At 43.2% G+C, this 23,575-nt stretch carries 35 protein-coding genes and 3 pseudogenes; 10 read left to right on the forward strand and 28 right to left on the reverse strand.

Annotated features, from left to right (window positions below):
- Positions 1-62 precede the first annotated feature (62 nt).
- The 7 genes from NWF01_00415 to NWF01_00445 all read left to right on the forward strand — a co-directional run bounded on the left by NWF01_00415 (position 63) and on the right by NWF01_00445 (position 4,340).
- Entirely contained in the window at positions 63-566 is a 504-nt protein-coding gene (locus NWF01_00415; GenBank protein ID MCW4023486.1) for a dTDP-4-dehydrorhamnose 3,5-epimerase family protein, read from the forward strand.
- 10 nt (positions 567-576) lie between these two features.
- Complete coding sequence (gene rfbB, locus NWF01_00420) at positions 577-1,584, forward strand: dTDP-glucose 4,6-dehydratase (GenBank protein ID MCW4023487.1); 1,008 nt, start codon at positions 577-579, stop codon at positions 1,582-1,584.
- Complete coding sequence (gene rfbD, locus NWF01_00425; protein ID MCW4023488.1) at positions 1,581-2,474, forward strand: dTDP-4-dehydrorhamnose reductase; 894 nt, start codon at positions 1,581-1,583, stop codon at positions 2,472-2,474. The genes rfbB and rfbD overlap by 4 nt, the downstream gene beginning before the upstream one ends.
- 16 nt (positions 2,475-2,490) lie before the next feature.
- Positions 2,491-2,820 (forward strand): ribonuclease P, encoded by a 330-nt coding sequence (locus NWF01_00430; GenBank protein ID MCW4023489.1) that lies wholly within the window; start codon positions 2,491-2,493, stop codon positions 2,818-2,820.
- Positions 2,820-3,125: a YhbY family RNA-binding protein gene (locus NWF01_00435; GenBank protein MCW4023490.1), complete on the forward strand. Its 306-nt coding sequence runs from the start codon at positions 2,820-2,822 to the stop codon at positions 3,123-3,125. The genes NWF01_00430 and NWF01_00435 overlap by 1 nt, the downstream gene beginning before the upstream one ends.
- 604 nt (positions 3,126-3,729) lie before the next feature.
- Positions 3,730-3,933: a hypothetical protein gene (locus NWF01_00440; GenBank protein MCW4023491.1), complete on the forward strand. Its 204-nt coding sequence runs from the start codon at positions 3,730-3,732 to the stop codon at positions 3,931-3,933.
- Positions 3,934-3,980: 47 nt separating this feature from the next.
- Positions 3,981-4,340, forward strand: coding sequence for a hypothetical protein (locus NWF01_00445; protein ID MCW4023492.1), 360 nt, complete (start codon positions 3,981-3,983; stop codon positions 4,338-4,340).
- Between the two features lie 22 nt (positions 4,341-4,362).
- On the opposite strand, the pseudogene ftsY reads toward NWF01_00445, so the two are convergent.
- From ftsY to NWF01_00485, 8 genes and pseudogenes are all read right to left on the reverse strand, one after another.
- Positions 4,363-5,271: pseudogene (gene ftsY, locus NWF01_00450) on the reverse strand (signal recognition particle-docking protein FtsY).
- 4 nt (positions 5,272-5,275) lie between these two features.
- Positions 5,276-5,722 carry a prefoldin subunit alpha gene (gene pfdA / locus NWF01_00455; GenBank protein ID MCW4023493.1) on the reverse strand — a complete coding sequence of 149 codons (447 nt, stop codon included), beginning with the start codon at positions 5,720-5,722 and terminating at the stop codon, positions 5,276-5,278.
- A gap of 3 nt (positions 5,723-5,725) precedes the next feature.
- A complete protein-coding gene (gene rpl18a / locus NWF01_00460) occupies positions 5,726-5,953 on the reverse strand; it encodes a 50S ribosomal protein L18Ae (GenBank protein ID MCW4023494.1) in 228 nt (75 codons plus the stop codon).
- A gap of 122 nt (positions 5,954-6,075) precedes the next feature.
- On the reverse strand, positions 6,076-6,744 hold the full coding sequence (locus tag NWF01_00465) for a translation initiation factor IF-6 (GenBank protein MCW4023495.1): 669 nt from the start codon (positions 6,742-6,744) through the stop codon (positions 6,076-6,078).
- A gap of 57 nt (positions 6,745-6,801) precedes the next feature.
- Entirely contained in the window at positions 6,802-7,083 is a 282-nt protein-coding gene (locus tag NWF01_00470; protein ID MCW4023496.1) for a 50S ribosomal protein L31e, read from the reverse strand.
- Between the two features lie 211 nt (positions 7,084-7,294).
- Positions 7,295-7,453, reverse strand: a complete 159-nt coding sequence (gene rpl39e, locus NWF01_00475; GenBank protein ID MCW4023497.1) for a 50S ribosomal protein L39e — start codon at positions 7,451-7,453, stop codon at positions 7,295-7,297.
- A gap of 2 nt (positions 7,454-7,455) precedes the next feature.
- On the reverse strand, positions 7,456-7,794 hold the full coding sequence (locus NWF01_00480) for a DNA-binding protein (protein MCW4023498.1): 339 nt from the start codon (positions 7,792-7,794) through the stop codon (positions 7,456-7,458).
- Positions 7,791-8,255, reverse strand: coding sequence for a 30S ribosomal protein S19e (locus NWF01_00485; protein ID MCW4023499.1), 465 nt, complete (start codon positions 8,253-8,255; stop codon positions 7,791-7,793). The genes NWF01_00480 and NWF01_00485 overlap by 4 nt, the downstream gene beginning before the upstream one ends.
- A gap of 251 nt (positions 8,256-8,506) precedes the next feature.
- Between NWF01_00485 and NWF01_00490 the strand changes: the two genes are divergently transcribed.
- Entirely contained in the window at positions 8,507-9,073 is a 567-nt protein-coding gene (locus NWF01_00490) for a hypothetical protein (protein MCW4023500.1), read from the forward strand.
- 7 nt (positions 9,074-9,080) lie between these two features.
- Here NWF01_00490 and NWF01_00495 read toward each other — a convergent pair whose 3' ends face one another.
- Positions 9,081-9,527 (reverse strand): hypothetical protein, encoded by a 447-nt coding sequence (locus tag NWF01_00495; protein ID MCW4023501.1) that lies wholly within the window; start codon positions 9,525-9,527, stop codon positions 9,081-9,083.
- A 161-nt stretch (positions 9,528-9,688) separates the two neighbouring features.
- Here NWF01_00495 and NWF01_00500 point away from each other — a divergent pair, with 161 nt between their 5' ends.
- Positions 9,689-11,044 carry an MBL fold metallo-hydrolase gene (locus NWF01_00500; protein MCW4023502.1) on the forward strand — a complete coding sequence of 452 codons (1,356 nt, stop codon included), beginning with the start codon at positions 9,689-9,691 and terminating at the stop codon, positions 11,042-11,044.
- A 103-nt stretch (positions 11,045-11,147) separates the two neighbouring features.
- Here the strand turns inward: NWF01_00500 and NWF01_00505 are convergent, their stop codons facing one another.
- The 18 genes and pseudogenes from NWF01_00505 to rplV form a co-directional block, all read right to left on the reverse strand.
- The gene (locus tag NWF01_00505; GenBank protein MCW4023503.1) at positions 11,148-12,794 is read right to left on the reverse strand and encodes a hypothetical protein; all 1,647 of its coding nucleotides are present in this window, start codon (positions 12,792-12,794) and stop codon (positions 11,148-11,150) included.
- 231 nt (positions 12,795-13,025) lie between these two features.
- Positions 13,026-13,514, reverse strand: coding sequence for a 50S ribosomal protein L30 (locus NWF01_00510; GenBank protein MCW4023504.1), 489 nt, complete (start codon positions 13,512-13,514; stop codon positions 13,026-13,028).
- Between the two features lie 2 nt (positions 13,515-13,516).
- Positions 13,517-14,164: a 30S ribosomal protein S5 gene (locus tag NWF01_00515; GenBank protein MCW4023505.1), complete on the reverse strand. Its 648-nt coding sequence runs from the start codon at positions 14,162-14,164 to the stop codon at positions 13,517-13,519.
- Positions 14,161-14,766, reverse strand: coding sequence for a 50S ribosomal protein L18 (locus NWF01_00520; protein MCW4023506.1), 606 nt, complete (start codon positions 14,764-14,766; stop codon positions 14,161-14,163). Before NWF01_00520 ends, NWF01_00515 begins: the two co-directional genes overlap by 4 nt.
- A 1-nt stretch (position 14,767) precedes the next feature.
- Positions 14,768-15,223 (reverse strand): 50S ribosomal protein L19e, encoded by a 456-nt coding sequence (locus NWF01_00525; GenBank protein MCW4023507.1) that lies wholly within the window; start codon positions 15,221-15,223, stop codon positions 14,768-14,770.
- Positions 15,224-15,390: 167 nt separating this feature from the next.
- Positions 15,391-15,783 (reverse strand): annotated as a pseudogene (locus tag NWF01_00530) (50S ribosomal protein L32e).
- Positions 15,783-16,328 (reverse strand): 50S ribosomal protein L6, encoded by a 546-nt coding sequence (locus NWF01_00535; GenBank protein MCW4023508.1) that lies wholly within the window; start codon positions 16,326-16,328, stop codon positions 15,783-15,785. The pseudogene NWF01_00530 and the gene NWF01_00535 overlap by 1 nt, the downstream one beginning before the upstream one ends.
- 10 nt (positions 16,329-16,338) lie before the next feature.
- Positions 16,339-16,722, reverse strand: a complete 384-nt coding sequence (locus tag NWF01_00540) for a 30S ribosomal protein S8 (protein MCW4023509.1) — start codon at positions 16,720-16,722, stop codon at positions 16,339-16,341.
- Positions 16,723-16,734: 12 nt separating this feature from the next.
- Positions 16,735-16,899, reverse strand: coding sequence for a 30S ribosomal protein S14 (locus NWF01_00545; protein MCW4023510.1), 165 nt, complete (start codon positions 16,897-16,899; stop codon positions 16,735-16,737).
- Positions 16,900-16,910: 11 nt separating this feature from the next.
- Positions 16,911-17,447, reverse strand: coding sequence for a 50S ribosomal protein L5 (locus NWF01_00550; protein ID MCW4023511.1), 537 nt, complete (start codon positions 17,445-17,447; stop codon positions 16,911-16,913).
- Position 17,448: 1 nt separating this feature from the next.
- Complete coding sequence (locus NWF01_00555; protein MCW4023512.1) at positions 17,449-18,204, reverse strand: 30S ribosomal protein S4e; 756 nt, start codon at positions 18,202-18,204, stop codon at positions 17,449-17,451.
- A 313-nt stretch (positions 18,205-18,517) separates the two neighbouring features.
- A pseudogene (gene rplX / locus NWF01_00560) lies at positions 18,518-18,880 on the reverse strand (50S ribosomal protein L24).
- Positions 18,881-18,891: 11 nt separating this feature from the next.
- Positions 18,892-19,335: a 50S ribosomal protein L14 gene (locus tag NWF01_00565; protein MCW4023513.1), complete on the reverse strand. Its 444-nt coding sequence runs from the start codon at positions 19,333-19,335 to the stop codon at positions 18,892-18,894.
- A 1-nt stretch (position 19,336) separates the two neighbouring features.
- Complete coding sequence (locus NWF01_00570; protein MCW4023514.1) at positions 19,337-19,651, reverse strand: 30S ribosomal protein S17; 315 nt, start codon at positions 19,649-19,651, stop codon at positions 19,337-19,339.
- A 7-nt stretch (positions 19,652-19,658) separates the two neighbouring features.
- A complete protein-coding gene (locus tag NWF01_00575; GenBank protein ID MCW4023515.1) occupies positions 19,659-19,940 on the reverse strand; it encodes a ribonuclease P protein component 1 in 282 nt (93 codons plus the stop codon).
- Positions 19,937-20,224, reverse strand: coding sequence for a 50S ribosomal protein L29 (gene rpmC / locus NWF01_00580; protein ID MCW4023516.1), 288 nt, complete (start codon positions 20,222-20,224; stop codon positions 19,937-19,939). Before rpmC ends, NWF01_00575 begins: the two co-directional genes overlap by 4 nt.
- Positions 20,224-21,030 carry a 30S ribosomal protein S3 gene (locus NWF01_00585; protein ID MCW4023517.1) on the reverse strand — a complete coding sequence of 269 codons (807 nt, stop codon included), beginning with the start codon at positions 21,028-21,030 and terminating at the stop codon, positions 20,224-20,226. The genes rpmC and NWF01_00585 overlap by 1 nt, the downstream gene beginning before the upstream one ends.
- Before the next feature lie 2 nt (positions 21,031-21,032).
- The gene (gene rplV, locus NWF01_00590) at positions 21,033-21,509 is read right to left on the reverse strand and encodes a 50S ribosomal protein L22 (GenBank protein ID MCW4023518.1); all 477 of its coding nucleotides are present in this window, start codon (positions 21,507-21,509) and stop codon (positions 21,033-21,035) included.
- Between the two features lie 301 nt (positions 21,510-21,810).
- On the opposite strand from rplV, the gene fen reads away from it, so the two are divergent.
- On the forward strand, positions 21,811-22,845 hold the full coding sequence (gene fen, locus NWF01_00595; protein ID MCW4023519.1) for a flap endonuclease-1: 1,035 nt from the start codon (positions 21,811-21,813) through the stop codon (positions 22,843-22,845).
- Here the strand turns inward: fen and NWF01_00600 are convergent.
- Positions 22,842-23,519, reverse strand: a complete 678-nt coding sequence (locus NWF01_00600) for a protein-L-isoaspartate(D-aspartate) O-methyltransferase (GenBank protein ID MCW4023520.1) — start codon at positions 23,517-23,519, stop codon at positions 22,842-22,844. The genes fen and NWF01_00600 overlap by 4 nt on opposite strands.
- Positions 23,520-23,575 lie beyond the last annotated feature (56 nt).

The raw sequence follows: 23,575 nt of genomic DNA on the forward strand, positions 1-23,575 counted from the left end.
GTTATAAAGCGTACAAAGGAACTATGTTATTAACAAATCACGTCACTAAGGAAAGAACAGCCATGCTTAAAGGGTTAATAATTAAGCCGATAAAACGTTTCCCAGACGAAAGAGACATCTTTTCAGAGGTAATGCGAACAGACTGGAAAGACCTTTTTGGCGAAGACAAAATCGCCCAAGCTAACTGCTCAATCACTTACCCAAGCATTATCAGGGCATGGCACAGGCACCTGCGGGGGCAAGTGGATTACTTTCTGGTTTTAAAGGGACAAATCAAAATCGGTGTTTACGATGATGAAAGCGGCGAACTAGACGAAGTCATCTCCAGCGATGCGGCCATGCAGATTGTCCGTGTTCCAGGGCAGTACTGGCATGGTTTCAAAGCTGTGGGTGTTGAGCCCGCGATGCTGCTTTATTTTACAACTAACCTGTATAATCCACAAGACCCAGATGAGGAACGCAGAGCATGGAATGACCCCACATTGATTCCTAAATCTGTTAATGGTAATGAGAAGGATTGTCGGGTTGGTAAAGTTTGGGATTGGAATCTCTCACCAAACAAGTAGGTGAAATGTTATGAAGGTTTTAGTGACTGGCGGTTTAGGGTTTATCGGAAGCAACTTTTGCAAGTACCTACTTGCAAACTATCCAGATTGGGAACTGATTAACGTTGACAAAATCGGGATTGGCGCTAACCCAGCCAACCTAAAAGACATAGAGAACAATAAACAGTACACTTTCATAAAAGGCGATATCTGCAACCCCCAACTCATGAACAGGCTAATCCATCAAGTAGACATGATAGTGAACATCGCCGCGGAAACACACGTTGACAGAAGCATCGCTGACCCCTACATATTCCTGCAAAACAACACCATCGGCACATACACCATCCTCGAATCCATCAGAAGACACAACCATAAAGCAAGGTTTCTGCAGGTTTCAACAGACGAGGTTTACGGAGAAGCCATTGAAGGCTCATTTACCGAGAACACGCCGCCAAGACCAGGCAACCCATACTCAGCTTCAAAAGCCGCCGCGGACATGTTCGTGCTCTCATACCACAAAACCTTCGGCTTAAACGTGGTTATTACCCGCTGCACCAACAATTTTGGTCCATACCAGCTACCTGAAAAACTTATTCCCAAAACCGTTATCCGCACCCTGCGTGATTTGCCGATTCCCATTTACGGCACTGGACAAAACGTTCGCGACTGGATACACGTTGAGGATCACTGCTCAGCTGTTGCAACAGTTCTGGAGAAGGGCAAAGCAGGCGAAATCTACAACGTATCCGCAGGCAACGAAGTAACAAACATTACCATAGCTAAAAAAATCATCAGCCAACTCAACAAGCCTGAAAGCTTAATCACGTTTGTAGAAGACCGCCCTGGACATGACACACGCTACAGCTTAGACTCATCCAAACTAAGGCAAGAGCTTGGGTGGGTGCCAAAGCACAAGTTTGAAGAATCTTTGGAGTCAACCATCACATGGTACCTAAATAATGAGCACTGGTGGAGTCCGTTTGCAACTGACGTAATCTTGCATCCCACGCCCTGGAAGATTGGTGGACTTCATTGAAACTGCTAATTACGGGCGCAAGCGGACTGTATGGGTCCAAGCTTGCCAAGATGGCACTTGAGCGGGGTTTTGATGTTTACGCCTCAGACATTCAAGAACTCAGCGTTTACGGCAAATACGTGAAAATGGATGTTGCTGACAGGGCAATGGTGAAAGAGGTTTTTGAGAAAGTTAAACCTGACGCTGTGGTTCATGCTGCAACATTAACTGACGTGGACAAGTGTGAGCAGAATCAGAGTCTTGCATGGAAAATCAACGTTGAAGGAACCGAAAATATCGTGCAGTCCGTGCAGGATGTAGGCTCGTATCTAGTTTATATTTCGACAGATTACGTTTTCAGCGGCAAAAAAGGCAACTACACCGAAACCGACACGCCAGACCCCATCAACTATTACGGCTTAACCAAACTCAAAGCAGAACAAGTAGTCAAAGACTTACTGCCAAACTACTTTATTGCGCGTCCCAGCGTCATTTACGGAGCCACCCCAGCAGCGGGAAAAATCAATTTTGCACTCTGGGTTATCGAACAGCTTCGAAGGTGTGAAAAAATCCGCATAGTCACCGACCAATGGAACACACCAACACTTAACACTAACTTGGCAGAGATGACTCTTGAAGCGGTTGAGCGAAAACTCACAGGCACATTCCATTTGTGTGGTGCTTCACGGATTAGCCGCTATGAGTTTGCCCAAAAAATCGCCGACGCTTTCGGGTTGAGTATTAACTATATTGAACCAGTTGAAGCATCCATTTTCACTTGGCCAGCAAAACGTCCCGTAGATTCATCACTTAGCACCGTGAAAGCCCAGTGTACACTAAAATGTAAGCCGATGGAGATTTACGGGGCAGTGCAGCAGTTGAAAAGAGAGATTGTAGACCAAAAAACCTGATTTTATGTGACTTGTGTTGAAAAAAGAAACAAAATCCTCATCGATTAAGCAGATTGCAAGGCAACGCATAGACACACTATTTAGCTTAGCTGAGGCACAAGTGAAAACTAACCCCGCGCTTTGCAGGCGCTACATTGAGTTGGCTCGAAGGATTGCGATGTCCGCAAGAGTATCTTTGCCCAAAGAGTACAGGCGTAGATTGTGCAAAAAATGTAATAGTCTGCTGGTGCATGGTTACAATTGCAGAGTGAGAATTCAACAAAAACGAGAACCTCACGTTGTAGTTACATGTTTAAACTGCGGATGTCAAAGCCGCTACATGCTAAACAAGAAGGAAAAAAAATAATGAACGAAATAACAACACGAATGAAACGCCATGTGCGGCACGTCCTTAAAGACGAAAACCCAACAGTTTGGGTTGGAAAAGAAGGCTTGACCACGCAGTTGGTAGCTGAAATCGAAAAACAATTACAAAAAAACAAAATGGTAAAAATCCGCATACTTCCCGCTGCCTTAGTAGGCGATAACACTGCAGAAAAAATTGCAACAGCCGCAGCAGAGCAAACTGAGGCGGCGCTGGTTGAGGTTAGAGGGCACGTTTTCATACTGTTCCGCAAACGCAGAAAGCCAGAGACCACAAAACCTGCCTAAACATGGCAGTTCACTGAACCTAACCACCCGTTTGGGTTTTATTTTTTTTAAGCCAAAGATTGTTACATCTGTGAGACAACAAATCTTGATATTCTTTTTTGCCTGATTTTTATATATAGAGTGCGCTAAGATGGTTAATTGCCCCAAATGTGGAAAAAAAATTGCTAAACCCGCAAGAAAAATAGAAAACTCGTATTTCTATTTGGCTATGTATGTCTGCGATAATTGCGGTTACGATTTTAAGAACATAAAGTAGCTTCTGTGAGCAATAACACTTAGTTAAGCCTGTTAGCGGTTTTCTGTTTGTTGTATCATCATGCAACCACATTATTTTATATTTTTAGATGGGCATGAGTATTTCAGAGCCAAAGTGAAAGAGGAAGTAGCCAGCCACAGTTAAGTAAGTCTGGCAGCCAATAAAGGATAAGGATGTTCCCCTCAGCGTTCTAACCCTTATCTGGAAGAGGCACAGGGCTTGACTTACTTAACACTTCTTTTTCTTCTCCCTAAACAAAAACACAACAGTGAAAAAATTGCCAAGACTTTTAATTAATTGAGGCAAAATCTAAAAATACAAAATAACCAATTATGCTGTTGAAGAAAAATGAGACCAATAACAACCCGTGGACAACGCAGAATCGGCAAAACCATACATAAACTGGAAAACAGCGTGGAACTCAGCAGCAAAGAAGGCAAAGCCAAAGTTGCCGAAATAAAATACAGGCAGAAAGCCCAAACAACACAGGGGTTTAACACGGACTCTCCAGTGCAGAACCTGCGTGACCCAGAAAACTGGAAGAAAAAATAGTCCGCATCTTTTTTAAGGGGTTTTTCTTTGTTTATTTTGTGAATTTTATGTCTACTTCTTTTGATGCCACGTCAGATTGGAATTTTAGAGTTTTTGACCAAAGAGTAGTCACCGTAAAAAGTAAAAACGAGAAAATCCGCAAAGCCGCCGTGATGGACTCCTTATTGGGGCTCATGTTTTCTGTTGAGGTCCCAGAGGAGATTTCCATGCAGGATTTAACAATTGACAAGGAGGTCTTGGTTAATCTTAAAGTTTACACGTCAAAGAGCACTGCAGGTGTGGATGAGGCGTTTTTGGGTTTCTTTGAGGCTTTAGATGTTAACCAGAACATGGGGGACTTCATTGGAGCATATTGGGTTTATCCAACCAAAATCCGCTTTAAACTTGTCGAGTTAGAAGAAACCTAACAGAAAAGCCCACCCGTAAGAATCAAGCACGTAGAACCATGTTAACGAATTTTTCAGGATTAAACAGCTCTAAATCCTTGTAGGTTTGACCTACCCCAATAAACAAGATAGGCTTAGTCGTAACATAAGTTACACTGAGCGCGGAACCCCCTTTCACGTCCGCATCAACTTTAGTGAGAATTGTTGCATCAATGCCCACGGCACTGTTGAACTCTTCCGCCTGCATAACCGCATCGTTGCCAATCAGTGAGTCCACAGTGAAAACAGTCAAGTCAGGCTTAACCACACGTTTCACCTTAATCAACTCATTCATTAAGTTCTGGTTAGTTTACATTCTACCCGCAGTGTCAATCAAAACCACGTTTACACCGTGCGCTTTTGCGTGGCTGATTGTGTCAAAAGCAACTGCGGCTGGGTCAGCGCCATACGTATGCTTAATTACACGCAGACCCAAGCGTTTAGCGTGCTCTTCAAGCTGCTCAATTGAGCCTGCACGGTAAGTGTCAGCACCTGCCAAAACCACCGAGATTCCCTTGTCTTTGAGGAACTGGGCAACTTTGGCGATTGTGGTGGTTTTTCCTGTGCCGTTAATGCCGACAAACAGGATAGAAAATGGCTCTTTTTTCTTGCGTTTCTCCTCAATTAGGTTTAGGAAATTTATTTGGTTTTTTGTAAGCATAACATCCAAGAGAACTTGCCTAAGGTTATCTTCGACGATTTTTTTGCGGTCTTCCATGCGTTTAACTTGGTAGCCGGTTAAGCGTTTTTCAAGTTCATCGCAGATTTTGTCTGCAACGGGGAAGGCCACATCGTTTTCGGCAAGGCTCATTTTAAAATCTGAAAGAATTGGGTTAATGTTTTCAGCTTTAAGTTCGGTTGTTGTTACTTTTGAGACTAGGCCTTTGAAACCGGACTTAAGCTTCTCAAACATTGTTTTACTGTTTCCCTTCTCGTACGTTGGCAAGTATTGTTTGAGCGCGGTTTCGGCTTGAACCTAAACGTTCCGCAACCTGCTGGAACTGCTGTTGTCCAGCTTGCAGAGTTTTTTCAAGCTCTTCAGTGCGCTCTTTTATTGTTGCTTTTGCTTCAGCTAAGGTTTTTTCAACCGAGACGCCTGCGCCAAGAGAGATTATTACTTTGTCAGAGTCGGCGAGCTTAAATTTCATGTATGCGCTTCCGCCGATTGGAATAAGAAGTTCAGAGTTTTCTTTTTCCTTCTCTATGCCTTCTAAGGTTTCGTTGGCATAGGTTAAGTCGTTTATGGCAGCATTAATCATGCTGATGCGTTGCTGAAGGGTTTCAGCGGTTTGTTCAAGGTAGCGCATTTCCATGCTGAGCTTGCGAAGTTCTTCTTCATCGTGGCTGTGGTCGTGAACTGCCAAAGCTTATGCCTCAGAGAGCATTTTTTTAAGAATTGGGTTTTCAATGTTTTCTTCAGAGACTTCTTCGGCTGAAGTGATTTTTATGTGGTACCTTCTGACACGGTGCTTGCTGCCGATTTCAGCATAAACTTTCTCTACGGCATGCTCTTTTTTCTCAGCCATCACTTCTTTAGCGAATGGAGTGTTAAGCTCAGGCTTGCTGATTTGGCCCGTTACTTTGAAAACTTTCATTTAACTCATCTTCCTGCACAACATCTTTGCATTCCCAATTATAAACATATTCACCAAAAAAGTGGGACTACAGCATTTTGGGGTTCATTTTGCGCGCACTTCAAAAATGGAAAAAGCAGGAATTATAAAGTGTCCAAAGCGTGTTCAATAATGAACATTTCAGGACCAGTTGTCATGGAGCCAGCAACCGCAGCACCACTATTACCAATCAATCCCGTTCCAACATAAGGAACACCACAATTAACCGTGCCCACATCCACTGGAACTTTAAAAACGCTTTCCAGCGTTTTCTTTTCTTCCTCTTTTAGCATCGGATGAGCCAGCACACCCTTGTTAGTTGCGCAAGCCAATGAGCCCACGTAGGGTAACCCAGCGATTTCAGTCTGAACAACTTCCACACCTAACGTGTCAGAAATTTTCTGTATTTCAGTAGGTTTTAGGCGGGGATCCGCTACTGCGCCTTTATCGTTAGTAAGAACAAGGTTGCCGTACGCGGTTTTTTTGGTTGCCATAACGGTGATGTTGCCGCTGTAGCCTTCTTTGATGTGTTCGAGTTCTTCTTCGCGTATGCTGTTTGGGAGTAGCATGCCGTTGTTGTTTGCGCATGCTAAAGCGCCGATGAGGACGCTTCCGCTGATGGAGGTGTGGATAAGTTTGACTTTGAGCCAGTCTGCAAATTCTTGGGCTTTCTTTTTAGGAACCATAATAGGTATGGCAACTACGTTTTCAGTTGCCAAAGAGTACACGCCGATGCTGGGGCTTCCAACGATGCTGGACAAGTAAACAGTCACGAACAATTCACCAGTATAAAATCAGTTAAACAAAGAATTATTTAAAGAAATAAGAAATTACTGGTTTTCAGCGAGGAAAACCGTAACGTTGCCGTCTTTGTCTTTGGCTGCGCGCACACGGATTCGGCGGGGGGGCTTTTCGATGCCTTTGCTCCAGATTTTCTCGTTAACTTCTGGGGCTACAATCAACTGTGGCAAATCTTCTGCGTCTTCGTCCTCGTCAACGCGAACGTCAAGTTTCATGTGTTTAACCATGAAAATTTTGAGCAGTTGCATGGCGCGTGGTGAACGTTTCTTTGGTGGGCGAATGTTTGCTTTTTGCAGTGGAACAGTGTATATGCGTTCCTCAACAAATTCGTCCTCTTCTTTCTTCTTTTTCTTTGGCTTTACTTCCTCAGCAGCTTCTTGCTCTGAGGGTTTTGCTTCAGTTGGCTCTTGTATTGCTGTTTCTTCTATGGCTTCTTCCTCGTTTAGTTCTGCCTCTAATTCTTCATCAGTAATTTCTTCTGTTTCTAATTGTTGTTTGTTTTCTTTTGCCATTATCTTACACCTAAGGCTTTATTTTGCTCATACGCCAGTTGCGTCTGCTTTTAGGATTAACTCTAACTGTACCGTCAGTTCTGGCCATAACCCAAGTTGGAACAGACACTGATGATTTGCCAGCTTTAGCTAGCCTGCGTTTTTTTGCGGTTGGTTTTACACGTGCCATTTTCATATCCTCGTAATTTTTATGTCTCGCTTCCGAGATTGAAGCTGAACTAGGATTTGCTTAAGCTGCGCGTCAGAGAGCGGTATAGGCATTTTGCCTGTCTGTGCCATCTGAATTAACTGCAACTCGAGCTGCTCAATAAACTCGGCTTTAACCATTTTCAGGTTATTTAGTCTTTCCCGCGCTTCAGGGCTCAATATTTGCCTGAGAAGAGCCTGTTTTTGAGCTTCAATTTGTTGTTCGGCTTGAGCTTGTTTATCTTCAGCACTTACTTTTTGCTGCATCGACAAAAGTTTTCTTTTGCGAATTGCTTCAAGCTCTGCATCCGACATCTCATTTATTCGCCTTGATACTTCTTCAGTTCAGGGACAACTTTAACCAGTTCTTTCTGCAAATCACCAGCAACTTCTTGCATCAACTTGCGACCCTTCGGAGTAACTACACGTCCTTTAGGTCTCACAACTTGGACTAAACCTGCTGATTCAAGTTGCTGAAGAACTTTACGAATAGCGCTTCCGCCAGCTTTGGTAACTTTGTCTGTTTTGCTACCGCGGTTTTTTCTTCCGCCATAGTCAGCGCGAAGAGCTTCTAGCCCGATTGGACCGTGAACGTAAACTTTACGCAGAACAGATGCGGCGCGTATGTACCACCAGTTTGCATTCTGGGGTTGTTTTTCAACATGGGTGCCTGTTTTAGCGATTGCTGACCATGGGAGTGGTTGAACTTCGTCAACGTTTTCCCTAAGATACTTTGCTAATCGGTCTATGTATTTTGATGCTGGAACATCATGAGGAGTTGTCAATTTACTCTTGTCCCTTATGGTTTTTCCTTGCAGTAAAACAGAGACGCCTAATATAAATATTCTCTGAATAACCAACAAAACTTCGTTGCTCAAAAACCCTTGTTCCACGATTAGACTCTACAGCGAAATCAGGTTCCTTTAAGGTTTTTGTTCAGGGTTTCTTGTTAAATACTGCAGGTTTTGTTACAACTACCAAGCAACCACATACCCTTAAAAGTATTTCTAAGAGTTAGCCCTTTGAGGATAAAAAATTGTTTTTGCCAAATGACCAAAACCCCTGCAGGCAACAGCAACACGAGGCAACTTTTATTCCAAAAGAGTACATGCAAGCATTACTTATCCTCAACGAAAAATTAGAAGGCAAAAACGTTAACTGGACAATATTTGGCAGTTTAGCAGAAAGATTACAAGGAATAGAAGTTGAACTGGACGAGATAGAAATTGTTTGCTCAACAATTAACGCTGAAAAAATGTACCAAATAATGCAAGAGTTTAAGCCTCAACCCTTAAACTTTCAAACATACCAACTTAAAAGAAAAACCATAATCAACAGAAAAGAGTGCCCAGTTTATGTCAGAAGCTACGGTTTTAATTTTAGTCTTCACGGTGTACCCATAAAAGTTCAGGGGAACATACGCTTTAAGATAGATGGACACAACTGGGGAGGAGTTTTTGAGTTTATATCTCAGCATATTTACGTGTTTGGCAAAGACTTTGCAGTTATGCCACTTTCAGTTGCCAGCGAAATGTACCTGTTTTTGGGCTGGAGGGATAGACTGGAAAAAATTAAGCAGCTAACAAGTAACGCTGAGCAATAGGGTACGGTTAGGGGTTAACGGTAACTACACCCCATATTCCTAAAGAGACATCATCACCGACTTGACTTATGTAGTAGTAGCTTCCGGCGTTATCAATAGTGAAAGTTACTGAAATCGAATCGTCTGGTGCAACGGGATTGCTTGCGTTTGCGATTTGAGCGTTCCAAAGCACGATTGCTGTTGGAGATTTAGCATCAACTATTGCCCAGTTGTGAGCTTTTTCGCCAACGTTATGAAGAGTTATTGTTACGGTTTGTCCAACAGTGAAAGTCATTGTTACACCAGGAGAAGTAACACTTGAAGTTGACCCAAACCCGTATTCGCCAACGTAAAGGTCTTTGCCGTTAAATCCTGATGGAGTGCCCAGTTGAGCTAAAAAAACGTATGTAGCCACGCTACCCGCTGCTACGATAATTATGATGGCTATTATAATAATTAATTCGGATTTAGCCATTCAAGGTTCACCAGGGGTAAACTGCTGATTAATAATTTGGCGAGCAACCGATTTAAGAGTGTGTTGTTGCTAAATGCAGCCACAAAAGAATCACAACTAAGAGCATTTTGTTATATACAATAAACTAATAAATGCAAAACACAGACTCCTATTGAGCGGCAATGGTTAAACTCACGTTTTACGGTGGAGTAGGCGAAATCGGCGGCAATAAAATACTGCTCCAAGATGGAAAAACCAAGATTTTTCTTGATTTTGGACAGAGCTTCACTTTTGGGCAGGAATACTTCACAGGCTGGCTTGCCCCAAGAGGCATCAACGGCTTAGGCGACTACTTCGAGTTTAACATGCTGCCAAAAATTCCGGGCTTATACGACAAGGAAATGCTCACATCCACAGACTTATCTTACCAAGAACCCACTGTTGACGCGGTTTTTCTCAGCCACGCCCACTCTGACCACGTATCACACGTGCAGTTTTTAGACAAAACAATCCCCGTTTACCTTGGGTGTGGCACAAAACTGTTTATGGAATGCATGGAAGAAACAGGAGGCTTCTTCAATTTCGGCGAGCACCCCTACAGGCAGTTCCGAACAGGCGAACAAATCACGGTAGGCAACTTAACTGTGGAGCCTATAGCGGTTGACCACTCCATTCCCGCCGCATACGGTTTCATAATCCACACTTCTGCAGGAGCAATAGTTTACACTGGCGACGTTCGAAGGCATGGTCCACGCAAGGATTTAACTGAAAACTTTATTGAAAAAGCCAAAGCTGCCCAGCCTGTAGCTATGATTTGTGAAGGCACACGTATGGCACCACGAGAAACTCGGCAGAACTATTCCGAAGCACGGGTTAAGCAACACAGCAGCAAAATCGTTTCAGAAACCAGCAAAGCAGTTTTTGTGATGCATGCAGGACGCGACATAGACCGCTTCAAAACCTTCTATAGCGTTTGCAAAAAAACAGGCAGACAACTAGTGATAACGCCCAAAACGGCTTATTTAATCACGAAACTGCTAAAAGATGAGCATCTCTCAGTTCCTGACCCCGTCAAAGACAAAGACATCCTGATTTATTACAAAAAAAAGAAGACAGGCAATCACTGCGAAAAGGACTATTTTGTTTGGGACCGCGCGTTTATGGACAAGATGGTAACTGATAGGGATATTCAAAAGAATCAGGGCAAATTGGTGATGGATTTAGAGTTTAACCAGTTCACTGAACTTGTCGATATCAAACCCAAGCTGGGCAGCCAATTCATCCACAGCATGAGCGAACCTTTCAGCGAAGAAGACATCCAAGACGAAGTAATGCATAACTGGCTCAACCATTTCGGCATGCAGTTCCACCAAATCCACGCATCAGGGCACATCAGCAAAGACCAACTTGTAGAAATGATAAATTATATCGCACCCAAACGGCTATTTCCAGTGCATACTGAGCATCAGGAACTTTTTGGTCAGTGCTACCAAAACGTGCAAACCATCCAAGTCGCAAAAGAATACATCATAAAATAAACACTCCACCACATATTTGCCGCCTATTTGGAGCCTATTAGTTAATCATTGCAGAAACGATAGAGGGGAGGTCACGATTGGCGCTTTTTCAACCCAAAAAATGTTAGGGTTTGATTGGGTGTGTTTGTGGCTTTCTTCTGAAAAGAACCACAGCTAAAACTGCAATGATAGCAACAACTATGACTACTGCTATGACCCAGTCTATGGGTAATCCAAAGAAGATCGGGTTTTCTGTTGTTGCACTTGGAGTTGTTGTGCCCGGGGACGTGCTGGTTTGGATTTGGATTGGCGATGCAGTTGGTGAAGCAGGAGACAGCGTTGGGATGGAAGTGAACGAGGGTATAGTTGTTGAGGTGGGTGTTTGCGGGTCAGGCGCAGTTAGGAAGGGGATGTATATTACTTTTCCAAGTATGAAATCTGTGTAATAATCATAGAAAGTTTGGTTTATCGCTGAGGAATCCGTGGTTCCCCACCAATTATTGGTTGCATCTACATCACTTACTACATAGCCGCCCATCATGCCACCACCTGGAGAACCTAAATCCATATTGTATTGAGAGTTGCCATATATGCTGTTATAGTTGGATTTGGTTGCGCCCAGTACCCCGCAAGTGTTGTAGGCAATCAAGTTATACTGAAGAAGACCACCTTTGATACCATAAGTATTGTAAACTACCGTGTTTTTTTCAGCAGTTGCATTCGATTTTGTATGGATTCCGTAAGTGCAATTATAAATCAAATTATCAGTGATGGCTGCATCATTAGAACCCCAAACTTCTGAGCCACGGATATAAAAATTCTCGCCAACATAAATTCCAGTTCCACAGTCAAAAATTGTGTTTCCAGCAATTGTCACTGTGGCACTTGAGTACATACCTGCATCAGGCAAACTAACTCCTGCATCGCCACCGCTTATGGTGTTCTCTAAAATTGTGACATTACGACCAGTAACAGTTACCTCACCAGATATCATGTTAGAAGTCAGTATTGACTCGCCTGAAAGCAAAACGTCACTTGTTATAGTGTTATATGAAATAACTGAGTCATCGGCTATACTGACATCTCCATTTATGGTATTGTATGAAACTGTGGCAGATGCACGACGATTACCTCCAGGAGCTCCGATAAATATTCCATTCTGGATGGTGTTATGGGTTATTACTGGATTACCATTGCTTGTTTCAATAGATTTTCCTGATATAGCGTTTGTACCCATAATTATGTTATTAGTGATGTTTCCTGAACTGTAAGTACTGATAGCAACACCTTGAGTAATTGTGTTTCCTATAATTATTGAATAGTTACCACTGACGCAAACTCTACCATCGATATAGCTGTTGCTGATTTTTGTGTCCCAGCTACACAGCAAAGTTGAACTTGATATGCAGTAATCAATTATGCTTCCTGTTCCAGTTGCCTCATCCCAAGGCGTACTAAAGGGGGTTAATTCCAGTTCTCCACCGTTGAAGTGAATTTCTTCTCCGCTGGCACCGCGTGCAATTAAGGTGCCGTTCACCATTAGTTCATAACCATTGAAGTTCACAGTGGCACCTGCTTCAATAGTGAGGGTTACGCCGTGGTTGATGAGCACGTTTCCTGTGAGTTCGTAGGGGCTTCCGGTTTTTGTCCAAGTGGTATCAGTGGTTATTATGCCTGAAACGTTGCTTGCTGCTTGCACAGCACCAAAATTTACCATAACTAATGCAGCAAGTAAAGTAACAATCAAAAAAACAGTTAAACAAGACTTCATGATTATCCCTCAATAGTTTAAGGAAGCAAAGCCAACTTAAGCCTTTGCTAAATCCGCCCTCAGAAAAAACCTCTTCAATGGAAAGTGACAGACACATTGGCATTTCGCGAGTTATCCTTGAATTTGTTTGGGGGTTTGCAATGTGAAGTGGTGTTTGTATTTTTCAATGGGTGAAATAAACTACAGCTAAAGAATATAAAAAAATAAAAATTAAGAAAATACGCTGGCTGTTTAGACCATGCGTTTAACGAGGTCGTTTATTGCTGCACCGCGGTTTCCTGCTTCGCCGCCTGCGCGGAAGCTCTTTTTGGTGTTACCCTTAAAGCCTTTGCGTGGCGGATGCAACTTAAACACTGGAACCGTGAGCGCTAATTTTGCAAATTCGACTTTACCAGCCATTATGGCGTCGGCAAGTTCCTCAAAGTTTTGGAATCCAGCTTTTTGCAGGTATTCCTCAGTGACTTTGTTGTTGCCTGCTAAGCGTCCACGTTTCTGGATTAGCTCTGCAATGGTTGCTTTGTCTGCTTCGCCCCAGGTTACGTAGCTGTTGACACGTTGAAGCATACCTTTGTATGCTGGGCGGTTGTCAATTAGTACTGCATGGTTTGTGTGTTCTAAGTGTAGGAACTTGAGTGTTTCTCGTGTTTCGCGTTGTGCTCTAACTATACCGCGGATTTTAACCACGAGTAAAGGTGTATATGCTTGTGTTTCTTGCGACATTTCTATTTCACCCAATCCTGCTGAGTAATCAAATTGTATGTTTTGGTTAATCCGTCAAAGATAGCGCATGCATAAGAGGGCACTGTTCTTGTGGAGCCGTAGCTTCTCATCCATAGGTCTTTGATTCCAGCTAAGCCCAAAATTACTTTGGCTACTTCGCTGCTGACCAATCCTAAACCTCTTGGACCAGGAACAATAACGACACGGACACCGCCACATTTTCCTTCCACTTGGAATGGAACTGAGTGAGGTTTTCCGCAACCGCATTCCCAACTTCCGCATCCACGTTTAACTGGAACAATGTTGATTCTTGCGTTTGCTGCGGCTTTCTCGATGGCATTGCGGACTTGACCAGCTTTTCCGTTGCCAAGGCCGATGTAGCCGTCTCTGTTGCCGACTGCGACGATTGCTTTGAAGCGTGATTTTTCGCCTGCGTCAGTTTGTTTCTGTACCAAGTTAACGTTGATGACTTCTTCCTGAAGGTCAGGTAGAAGGGCATCTACTATTTGGGGTTCGCTGATTTTTATGCCGCTTAGGAAAACGTCTTCGATGGTTGTGATTTTACCTTCTTGGATCATTTTTCCAAGGCGTGTTTTAGGAACCCATTCTTCTAAATTAACGGTTCTTCTATCTCCTTGTTGTCGACTCATGCTTTCTTCTCACCCTTTTTGAATGAAGCCACAATTTCGGCTTTAACTTTGGTAAAGTGCTCAGGCAACTTTTCAGGTGCAAGACCCTGCGCCAAGTATTTTGAGAATTTAGCGTTGTACTCATCTGAGCCTACACCTAAACTCTTTGCATATTTAGCAACTTGCTCACCCTTGTAGCGTTCTTTAACAAGTTTTTCCTCGCTAAATGGAATATCCACGCCGCCGTCAACCACTCCGTTGAGCATAGCAAAGATTTTGGAACCTTTAGTCGGCGAAACCAACCCGATATCCAAAATTGCTTCTTCAATGCCATTTGATTTGGCACGTAAACCACAGATTAAACCTGTTAAGTATGCTGCGGAAGTGTTTCCTGTTGCTGCTTTCCAACCAAAACTCTTGACGAGTTCGCGGCTGTTTGCTGCAGCTAACACTTGGTCACCTTCAGTTTTTGTAATGACGATTTGTACGTTAGCGTTTTTCAGTGAACCACGAACAACCAAGCGGGGTCTGCCAGATATAACAAAGCCTTTGCGCGCTTGATAGTCAGTTTTGCCTTCTCTTCTACGTCTCAGTTGTAATCGGTAATTTGCACTTTTTGCCATCTTAACGTTTCCTCCATAAATCTTTAGCTTTTAAGTTACGTTCTAAATCAGCAATTGATTCAAAACGTCCACTGCCCGCCATCCTGTAAAATTCCGTGTAGGTTTCTTCAGTGATTACGCGGTTAGCTTTAAGTTCACGCAGTTTACGACGCAAAGCACGAATCTTAAGCATCCAAGCATCCTTCTTGGTAACTTTGGCTGTGCTAGAACCAGTATAACTACCAGCACCTTGGCGTCTACCCAAGCGTTTCTTTGCCTGAATGGTTTTTGCGCGTCCTCTGCTCACGCCCGCTGCTGGCAATGAAACAATTATTTTTTCATGAATCAGCTTGCGGATTTCTTCTCTTGTAATTGCGCCTTCAACATCGTCCATTCGTTCAGGATTTATCCAGACACGATTCTTCCCAACTTTGAGGATTTGAGCAGCTAAACGGCGCTGACTACTTAGGTCGGTCATTGTTTCTTTTCTCCCTTTTTGGCTTTAGATTTTTCTTTAGGTTTTGCCTTCTCTTTTTTTGGCGCTTCTTTCTTCTTTTCTTTCTTTTCAGCTTTTGGTTTTTCTGCTTTCTTTTCCTCTTCGACTTCCTCTTCAGCGCCTTCTTCGGGCTCTTCTATCTCAGCAGTGATTTTAACGTTTAAAACCTTGATTTTGAGGTTTTTTGCTGCTTCAATGATTAATGCTCGTTTTCGTTTGCCAACAGTGCGTCCGATTCTTGCAGCTTGGGTTGCTGGGTCAATAGTTGATAGGTCAGCAACATTGTTAACTATCACTTCGCGGTATCCAGAGGGGTGCAAGCCACGGGTTGCTTTGGGACCTTTATAGCCCGAACTGGGCATTGGTGGCCAACCCTTAACTTTTTGGCGGACTTTATTGTCTAAACCGCGTGGTCTTCGCCAGCTTTCGCTAAATTTGTCATAGCGCCAGCTTTCTGGTCTTACGAAGGCTGGTTTCTTGCTTTTTATGCGTTGTCGTAAGCGTAATGCTCTGCGTGGGGTTGGTGAATTGTTTTCTGACATTATGCCATTCCTTCATTTTGTTCGTAAACGTAAATACCGTCAAGGAAAACTCTTGGGTCTTTTCCGCGGACTTTGGTTGATTGTTCAATGTTTGCGGCTGTTTGGCTGACTTGTTCTAAGTTGATACCCTCAATAACCACGTCTTCGTTGTCTATTTTTACTTTAACGTCGCCGAGGATTTTTACGTGTCTTGGTCGTCTTTCGCCTGTGAAGTTTTCAATGAGGACGGAGCGACCTTGTACTTTCACTGAGATGGGAAAGTGAGAGAACACAATCTTCATCTTGTAAGTGTAGCCGCTTGTTACGCCTTTTATCATGTTTTTAATGTGTGATTCAAGTGTGCCGACTAATGCGGATTCTTTTTTGCGGGGCCATTTTGCCCAGATTTTGACTTCTTTACCTTGTCCTTCCATTTCTACGGATGCATGTGAGAAGTCTCGTATCAGGGTGCCTTTTGTGCCTTTAACAGTAACGACTTTTCCTGCTACTGTGACATCCACATCATCGGGGACTTGAACGATTCGGGATACTTCAGGTAAACGCATGTGAACCACCTTAATACACGAAGGCTAGTAGCCTTCCTCCCACGTTCTTTTCTTCTGCACTTTTGTGTGCGATGACTCCTTTGGATGTGGAGACAACCATGATGCCGACGTCTCTTGATGGAAGGAATTTCTTTTCCCATTCCTCGAATTCGGTTGATTTAACTGCAAAGCGTGGCTTTACAGCACCGCATTTGTTGATTCTGCCTAATAGTTGTACCTTGAATTTGCCTGATCTGCCGTCGTCGATGAATTCGAATTCTCCTAGGTAACCGTTGAGTTGCATGATGCGTAGAACTCGTCCGAGGAGTTTAGAGGCAGGGCTGATGATGCATTCACGTTTGTTGCGCATTTCGTTGTTGATGATTGTTATCAAACCATTTGTTAAAGTGTCCATTGCTTTTTGCTCCTACTCATATTTTTTGAATCCTAATTTTGGTGCAGCTTCTCGGAAACAATGTCTGCACAGGTACAAATCGTAACGTCTGATGACTGGACCGTATGAGCCGCATCTTACGCATGGACGTACACCTTTTCCGTATTTTCGTTCTTTCTTTAATTGCTGTTTTCCCATACATTCACCCTCTAAACAAGTTCTACTCCTAACAATTGCTTAATGAAGAACATTGATTCTTCAGGCGTTAACTTGTGCTTTAGACCGACATGTTTGTTCTGCTTTCGGCGTGTCTTGATTCGTTGCCCTGGACGGTTCACGGTGACACAAATGTCCATTCCGAAGATACCCACATCAGGGTCATATCTGACACCCGGGATTTCGATGTGTTCTTTTAAGCCAAAAGAGAAGTTGCCGAATTCATCAAAGGATCTTTTTGAGACTTTGTTATCGACAATTGGCAGGACTTTCTTTAGGAAGTCTATTGCTTTTTGGCGTCTAAGAGTCACTACAACAGCGATTGATTCGCCTTCACGAATGCCGAAGTCTCTGATGCTTTTCTTGGCTCTTCGTTTAACTGGGTTTTGGTCAGTGATTTCTTTTAGTACGCGGGAAGCTTTCTCCAGTGGTTCACCTGATTTGCCAGCGTTTAAGTTGACAACTACTTTTTCAATTCTTGGCTGACGCATTGGATGCTCTTGCCAGATTTGAGTGAAATCTTCAGACAAATCATGCAGCCTCCGGTAATGCTATTAGAGGTTCGGTTTCTCCTATGGAAAACACGAAGTCAAGGATTGTTTGGTATTTTGCACCTTGAGCGTCCTCAATGACTACTAGTGCTTGGCGGCGTTTTTTAGCTTCGGTTTTTTCGATTTCAACGATTCTACCGATTTTACCAATGTTCTTTCCGCCTGTAAGTACTGCCAAGTTTCCTTCTTTGACTTTTAATGCTTCAGTGACTTGCTGATCTTCTAAGTTAATTTTGAGCACGTCAAATGTTTCGTATGTTACTTCAACTGGGTTTTTGATGTCTGCAACTTGTATTAGCATGTTTGAGCCATTGTGTAGGGCAATTTGAACTGCGTTTGTAGCAGTCTTTTTGTCTTCAACACGGGCTAGTTTGAAGTTTGCTTCTTCTTTGCTTATTGGAAACAGGAATAGACCCTTGTGTGATGGTATAACACGGTAATATTTGTCAGCAACAGGCATGGAGATGACATCCATTAAACCGACAGGATAATCATCTTTCTTGACAACTTTGCCGTTAACCAATACTTTACCTTCAGTTAGGATTAATCTGCCTTCTCTGCGGTTGTCTGCAACCTCAAGCATGTCACGTAGAACAAGCGTTAAGGGTAAGCAGTCTTGGAGCGAGTGAGGTCCAGATGATGGTTTTACTATCCAAGGTAGCTCTTTTCTGTGAATAGGCCAGTATTTTGGTGCTGGCTTACGTTTTAGCCTTGCTGTTTTTCCTCTTCGTCCCATTTTATTGTCCTCCCTCTACTTTTTTAGAGGTTTTAGGTTTAGCGCGAGATTTTGCAGCTTTCTTGGGCTCTTCCTCAGCTTCTTCTTTTGCTGGAGCTTTCTTTGCTGCTTTTGGCTTAACTTCCTTCTTTGAGGTAGCTTTTGCGGCGGGTTTCTTTGCAGGTGCATTCTTTGCGACAGGAGCTTCTACTTCTGTAGGTTGCTCTTCTGCAACTGCCACAGGTTTTTCCTCTTCAACTTTGGCTTTCTTTGCGGGTGGTGTTGCCTTTACTTTGACTTTTTCTTCTTTTTCTTTCTTTGATGGCGGTGCTTCTTTTCTGTTGATTATGTTTTTGCGCCATTTATCGTCAAGGTTAAGGTTTCTAATCATGACTTTGGAGGGGTGAACTGCTAAGAAAATGTTTGTTCCATCAGTTTTTTCCCGTGTTAAACCTTCCATGTATATTCGGAAGTGTTTAAGGTCGATTCGTGAAACTTTGCCTTCAAATCCTTTGTGGTCTCCACGTTGAATCTTTACTGTGTCACCTTTGCGGACTGGGAGAGTTTTCACGCCCTTCTGTACAGCTAATTCCTTGGAAAGCGGAGCAGCCATGCACTTGTGGCGAATATGCGCAGGCGCGTTAAATAGTCGTTTTCTTTGTTTACGCGGATTTTTTACTGAGTTTGTTTTCTGCATCTCTTATTCACCTACACTATTATGCTTGAAGCGCTTGCTATTCTTGGCCAACGCTCAGCTGCTTCTCTGGCGACTGGACCACGAATTTCGGAGCCTTTCATTTCGCCTTCAGGAGTAATGATTACTGCTGCGTTATCCTCAAACTGAATCCAGACACCATCGATTCTGCGGAAAGATTTCTTTTGACGTACAATTACGGCTTGGAAAATCTTTTTACGCATATCTGGACTACCTTGGCGTACTGAAACTGTGACTTTGTCGCCGACAGTTGCTGATGGATAACGTCTTAGGCGCCCTTTGTAGCCCATTGCTTGGATTAAACGCAGGACACGTGCGCCTGTGTTATCAGTGCATCTCATTTCGGAACCAGTGTGAAGCCCACGGCTAATGTTTTGTCCGTGAGACAGCATACCTTTTGCTGTGAGGGCTCTCTGCTTTGCCTTTGCCGCACACATTTTACTTTTCCTCTCCTAATTTTTCAACTACAACAAACGAGACGGTTTTGCTGATTGGTCGGCATTCTGCAATTCTCACTCGGTCGCCTTCTTTAACGTCTAAGCATGGTGGGTTGTGAGATGGAATGTGACCACGTCTACGTTCGTAACGTACGAATTTTGATGAGAACTCCATGAATTCTCGGTCTACAATCACTGTTTTATCCATTTTTGCTGTGCGGACTATTCCGTCAAGAACTCTGCCTCTTATGGCTAGTGTACCATGGAATGGGCAGTTGCGGTCGTCACAGGTTTTCTTGGGTTTTTTAAATGTCAAAGACAATTTACCATAGCCTCTTTACTGTTTTTTTTAATCTGTCTTCTGGTCTTCCAACTAAAAGAGAACCGTCAAGTTCAACCACCGTGTTATCGGTCATGGTGAAGTTGAAGATACAAGAATCTTTTACCAATCGTTTGGATTTACCTTCATCCAAAATTGTGAGAGTATTTTTTGATTCATCAATAACTTTCCCAGCTAAGCCCATATAGTCAACATTGGGGCTTTTTACAACCATTGCTCTTGTGCCGATAAGTTCAGACTGTATAATACTAGGGGTTATTCTCATTTAGAAGCTTTCTCCTTTTTAGCCTTAGATGTTGACTGTTTCTTTGCAGCAGCGGGTTCAGGCTTTTCAGGTTTTTTTGATGGTTTCTTTTTCTCTTGATTTTCAATTGTTAGGACTTTCGCTATTGCTTTGCGTAGTTCATAGATTCTGGTGGGATTCTCCACTGAGCCACCAGCGTGAGTCATTGTTCGCAATCTGGAAAGTTCAGCGCGTAATTCTACAAGTTTTTTTGTGCGATCCTCAGCAGACATACTGGTGATTTCTTTTACGCGTAAAATCGGCATTACTGTTTTTCCTCCTCTTTGGCAGGTTCCTCTTCAGCAGGGGCAGCTTCGGGAGCTGGTGCTGGTTGGGGTTCTGCGGGTGCCTCATCGGTTACTTCTTTGGTTACAACGTTTGTTTCTGGTTCAGGTTCTGGCTCAGGTTGCGCTTGCACTGTCTCTTGTGCAGGAGTGGCTTCTACTGTTTCCTCATAGGGTTTTTCTTCTTCGGGTGGAGGTGGTACAACGTCGATTTTATCCGGGAAGTATGCATCTGGCGGCATAATCTTAACGCGTATACCAAGCATGCCTGGTTTAAGTTGAACATGAGCTTCAGCTTTTTTCATTGCACGAAGCGCTGGTTCTCCACATCTTGGGAAGTATCCAGCACGGAATTTTTCAAATCTTGCGCGTTCAGTGCGAAGTTTTCCGCTGATAACGATTTCTGCGCCAAGTGCGCCTGCTTCCATAACTTGGTTGAGTGCCCAAAAGCCTGCACGTCTAAAATGAACACCTCGCTCAAGTGCTGATGCAACTTTGGAGGCTACCACGTGCGCGTTGAATTCAGGAACTTCGATTTCTGAAACGCTGATTTGAGGGTTAGATAATTTAAAATTAGTTTCAAGAGATTGTGCGAGTTCTTTGATTGTTTCTCCGCCGCGACCAATAACTAATCCTGGTCTCATGGCATAGATGACTACGTGGGTACCCAACGGTGTTTTGGAAAGGTTTACTCCGCCGTATCCTGCACGTTCAAGTTTTTTCTGTAAGTACTCGTCAATTTCTGTGCGTTTGATTGACTCTGTTATAAAACGTTTAACGATAGACATTCTTATTCTCCTGGTTTTTCGTCAAGAACAATTTCGATGTGTGTTAAAACATTATATTTTGGTGAAGCACGACCATGTGCTCTGGGAGTGTAACGCTTCTGCTTCATACCTGGATAGGCCGAAGCGTGAATAATTCGAAGGCGTTCAACATCTAAGCCTTTGTTTTCTGCGTTGGCTTGGGCTGCTTTCAAAACGTTAAGAACCACGCCCGCTGCTTTGATTGGGTATCGTCCTGCGAATTTCCCGTCAACACCATGTCTGTGCCCCAGTTTTTTAGTGTACCTTGCGTATGGAACGGCACGTTTCTTTTCTGTCACATCCCGCAGGTATTCTTTAGCGTTACTGAGCATCATACCTTTAAGTGAACGGCAGATTTCTCTTGCGGCTTTGTGGGATACCTTGACCTCTCTGCCGCTGGCTTTCGCTGTTTTTTCTGGATTGAGCGTTTCTTCGATTACTGAGTATCCCCATTTTGGCATTTATTATTTCTCCTGATGCGCAATCAAACACGTAAAAGCGATTTATATGGCTTTCCGTATCACAACTACTTTTTAGTCTCAATTGACTAGGTTAGTTTCCACTGATGGTACGAATTTCGAGTCGCGAGGTGTACAACTTTGGGAGTACATCTATCCTTTTATAGTTTACCCAAAAAGACACAACTCAACAGATCAAACCAGCTAAATTAGCAGTTTGTGTAGTGTTTAGAAAAAACATTAAAACCCTGATTTATCAAATTTTATTAATAAGTTTCTTGCCTATGTCTATGCGGTGCACATTTTGGGTGTAGACTTCAAAGACATAGTACCAAAAACCCCCATAAAACTTGAAGATTTAAGTGGTAAAATAGTAGCTATAGATGCATTCAACGCAATATACCAGTTCTTAGCAATCATACGTCAACCCGACGGTACACCACTACAAGATAGTATGGGAAAAATCACCAGCCACCTAAGCGGCCTATTTTACCGAACCAGCAACCTTATCGAGATGGGAATTAAACCTGTTTACGTTTTTGATGGTATTCCCCCTACCCTAAAAGCTGCAGAAATTGAACGACGCAAACAAATCAAGGTTGAAGCAACCATACATTACGAGAAAGCAGCCAAAAAAGGGGACACAACAAAAATGCGCAGGTATGCCCAAGCAACCATGACCATGAAGGATTACATGAAAGATGACGCCCAAAAACTGTTGGGCTTAATGGGGTTGCCATACATTTTGGCGCCCAGTGAAGGAGAGGCACAGGCAGCGTTTATGACTAAAAGTGGTGATGCCGATTATTGCGCAAGCCAAGACTATGACAGCTTACTGTTTGGTGCACCTAAACTTTTGCGTAACGTAACGATTTCGGGCAGACGCAAACTTACAAGCAAAAACCTCTATATTGACATTGTACCTGAGGTAATTGAACTAGCCAAAGCACTATCTGAAACGGACTTAACTTATGAGCAATTAATTGATGTTGCCATCTTGATTGGTACAGATTTTAACCCTGACGGCATCAAAGGCTTAGGCCCCAAAACCGCACTTAAACTCATAAAACAACATAGCACATTAGAAAACACAATACCCCACATCAAAAACGCCACGTTCCCCTGTGAACCCGCGGAAATCCGCGAAATTTTCCTTCACCCTCAGGTCACAGACAAATACGAGTTAAACTGGAAAGACCCCAACGTTGAAGGCATTATTGATTTCTTGTGTCATCAAAAAGATTTTTCGGAAGAGCGAGTTAAGAAATCGTTGGATAAAATGATGGAAGGGAGTAAAAAGCAGAAGGGAAAAACTTCTCTGGACAAATGGTTTGGCTAAAAACTTTGTCCAAATTTGCCTGTTAAAGGAACAAACGCGACGCCACCCAGATTTTCCTGGCTAACATTGTCATCAAAATCCTTAGTTAAACGCATTAAACTTTGGAACAAAGCGGCTTTACCAACCGGAATCACCATTGTTCCACCTGATTTTAACTGATCCAGTAATGGAGGAGGAACCTCTGGCGCAGCGGCGGTTACTACTATGCGGTCAAATGGTGCCTTTTCAGAATAACCCTTTGAGCCATCTGCATTAACGATTGTCACTCGGTCACCGTATCCCGCATTTAGGATGCTTTTTCTTGCCTGCTCAGCCAGTGACTGCACAATTTCCACTGTGTAGATGTGCCCCCATTCGCTTCGGGGTACATCTCTTGGGGCGATGAGTTCTGCGATGGTGGCAGCATGCCAGCCTGAACCTGCACCAACCTCCAGCACCTTGTGACCTACTGCCAAGTTCAAGGCTTCATTCATTATAGAAACCATGTGAGGCGCTGAGATGGTTTGTCCAAACCCAAGCGGTAAAGGAACATCAGCAGCGGCGTATTCTTGCTTGTCTTGAGGCAGAAAACGAGCTCGGGGTACATTACATAGGGCTTTTATGGTTTTTTCTGTTTTTAGTATGCCTTGCCATTTCAAGTTATCAATTAGCTTATCCCAATCTGACCGCTGCATAAGTAAGAAAGAGAGGGAGAAGCTTTTTAACGATATCCATGCATGCGATGGCTTGG

The organism is Candidatus Bathyarchaeota archaeon, assembly GCA_026014585.1.
Classification (GTDB): Archaea; Thermoproteota; Bathyarchaeia; order Bathyarchaeales; family Bathycorpusculaceae; genus Bathycorpusculum.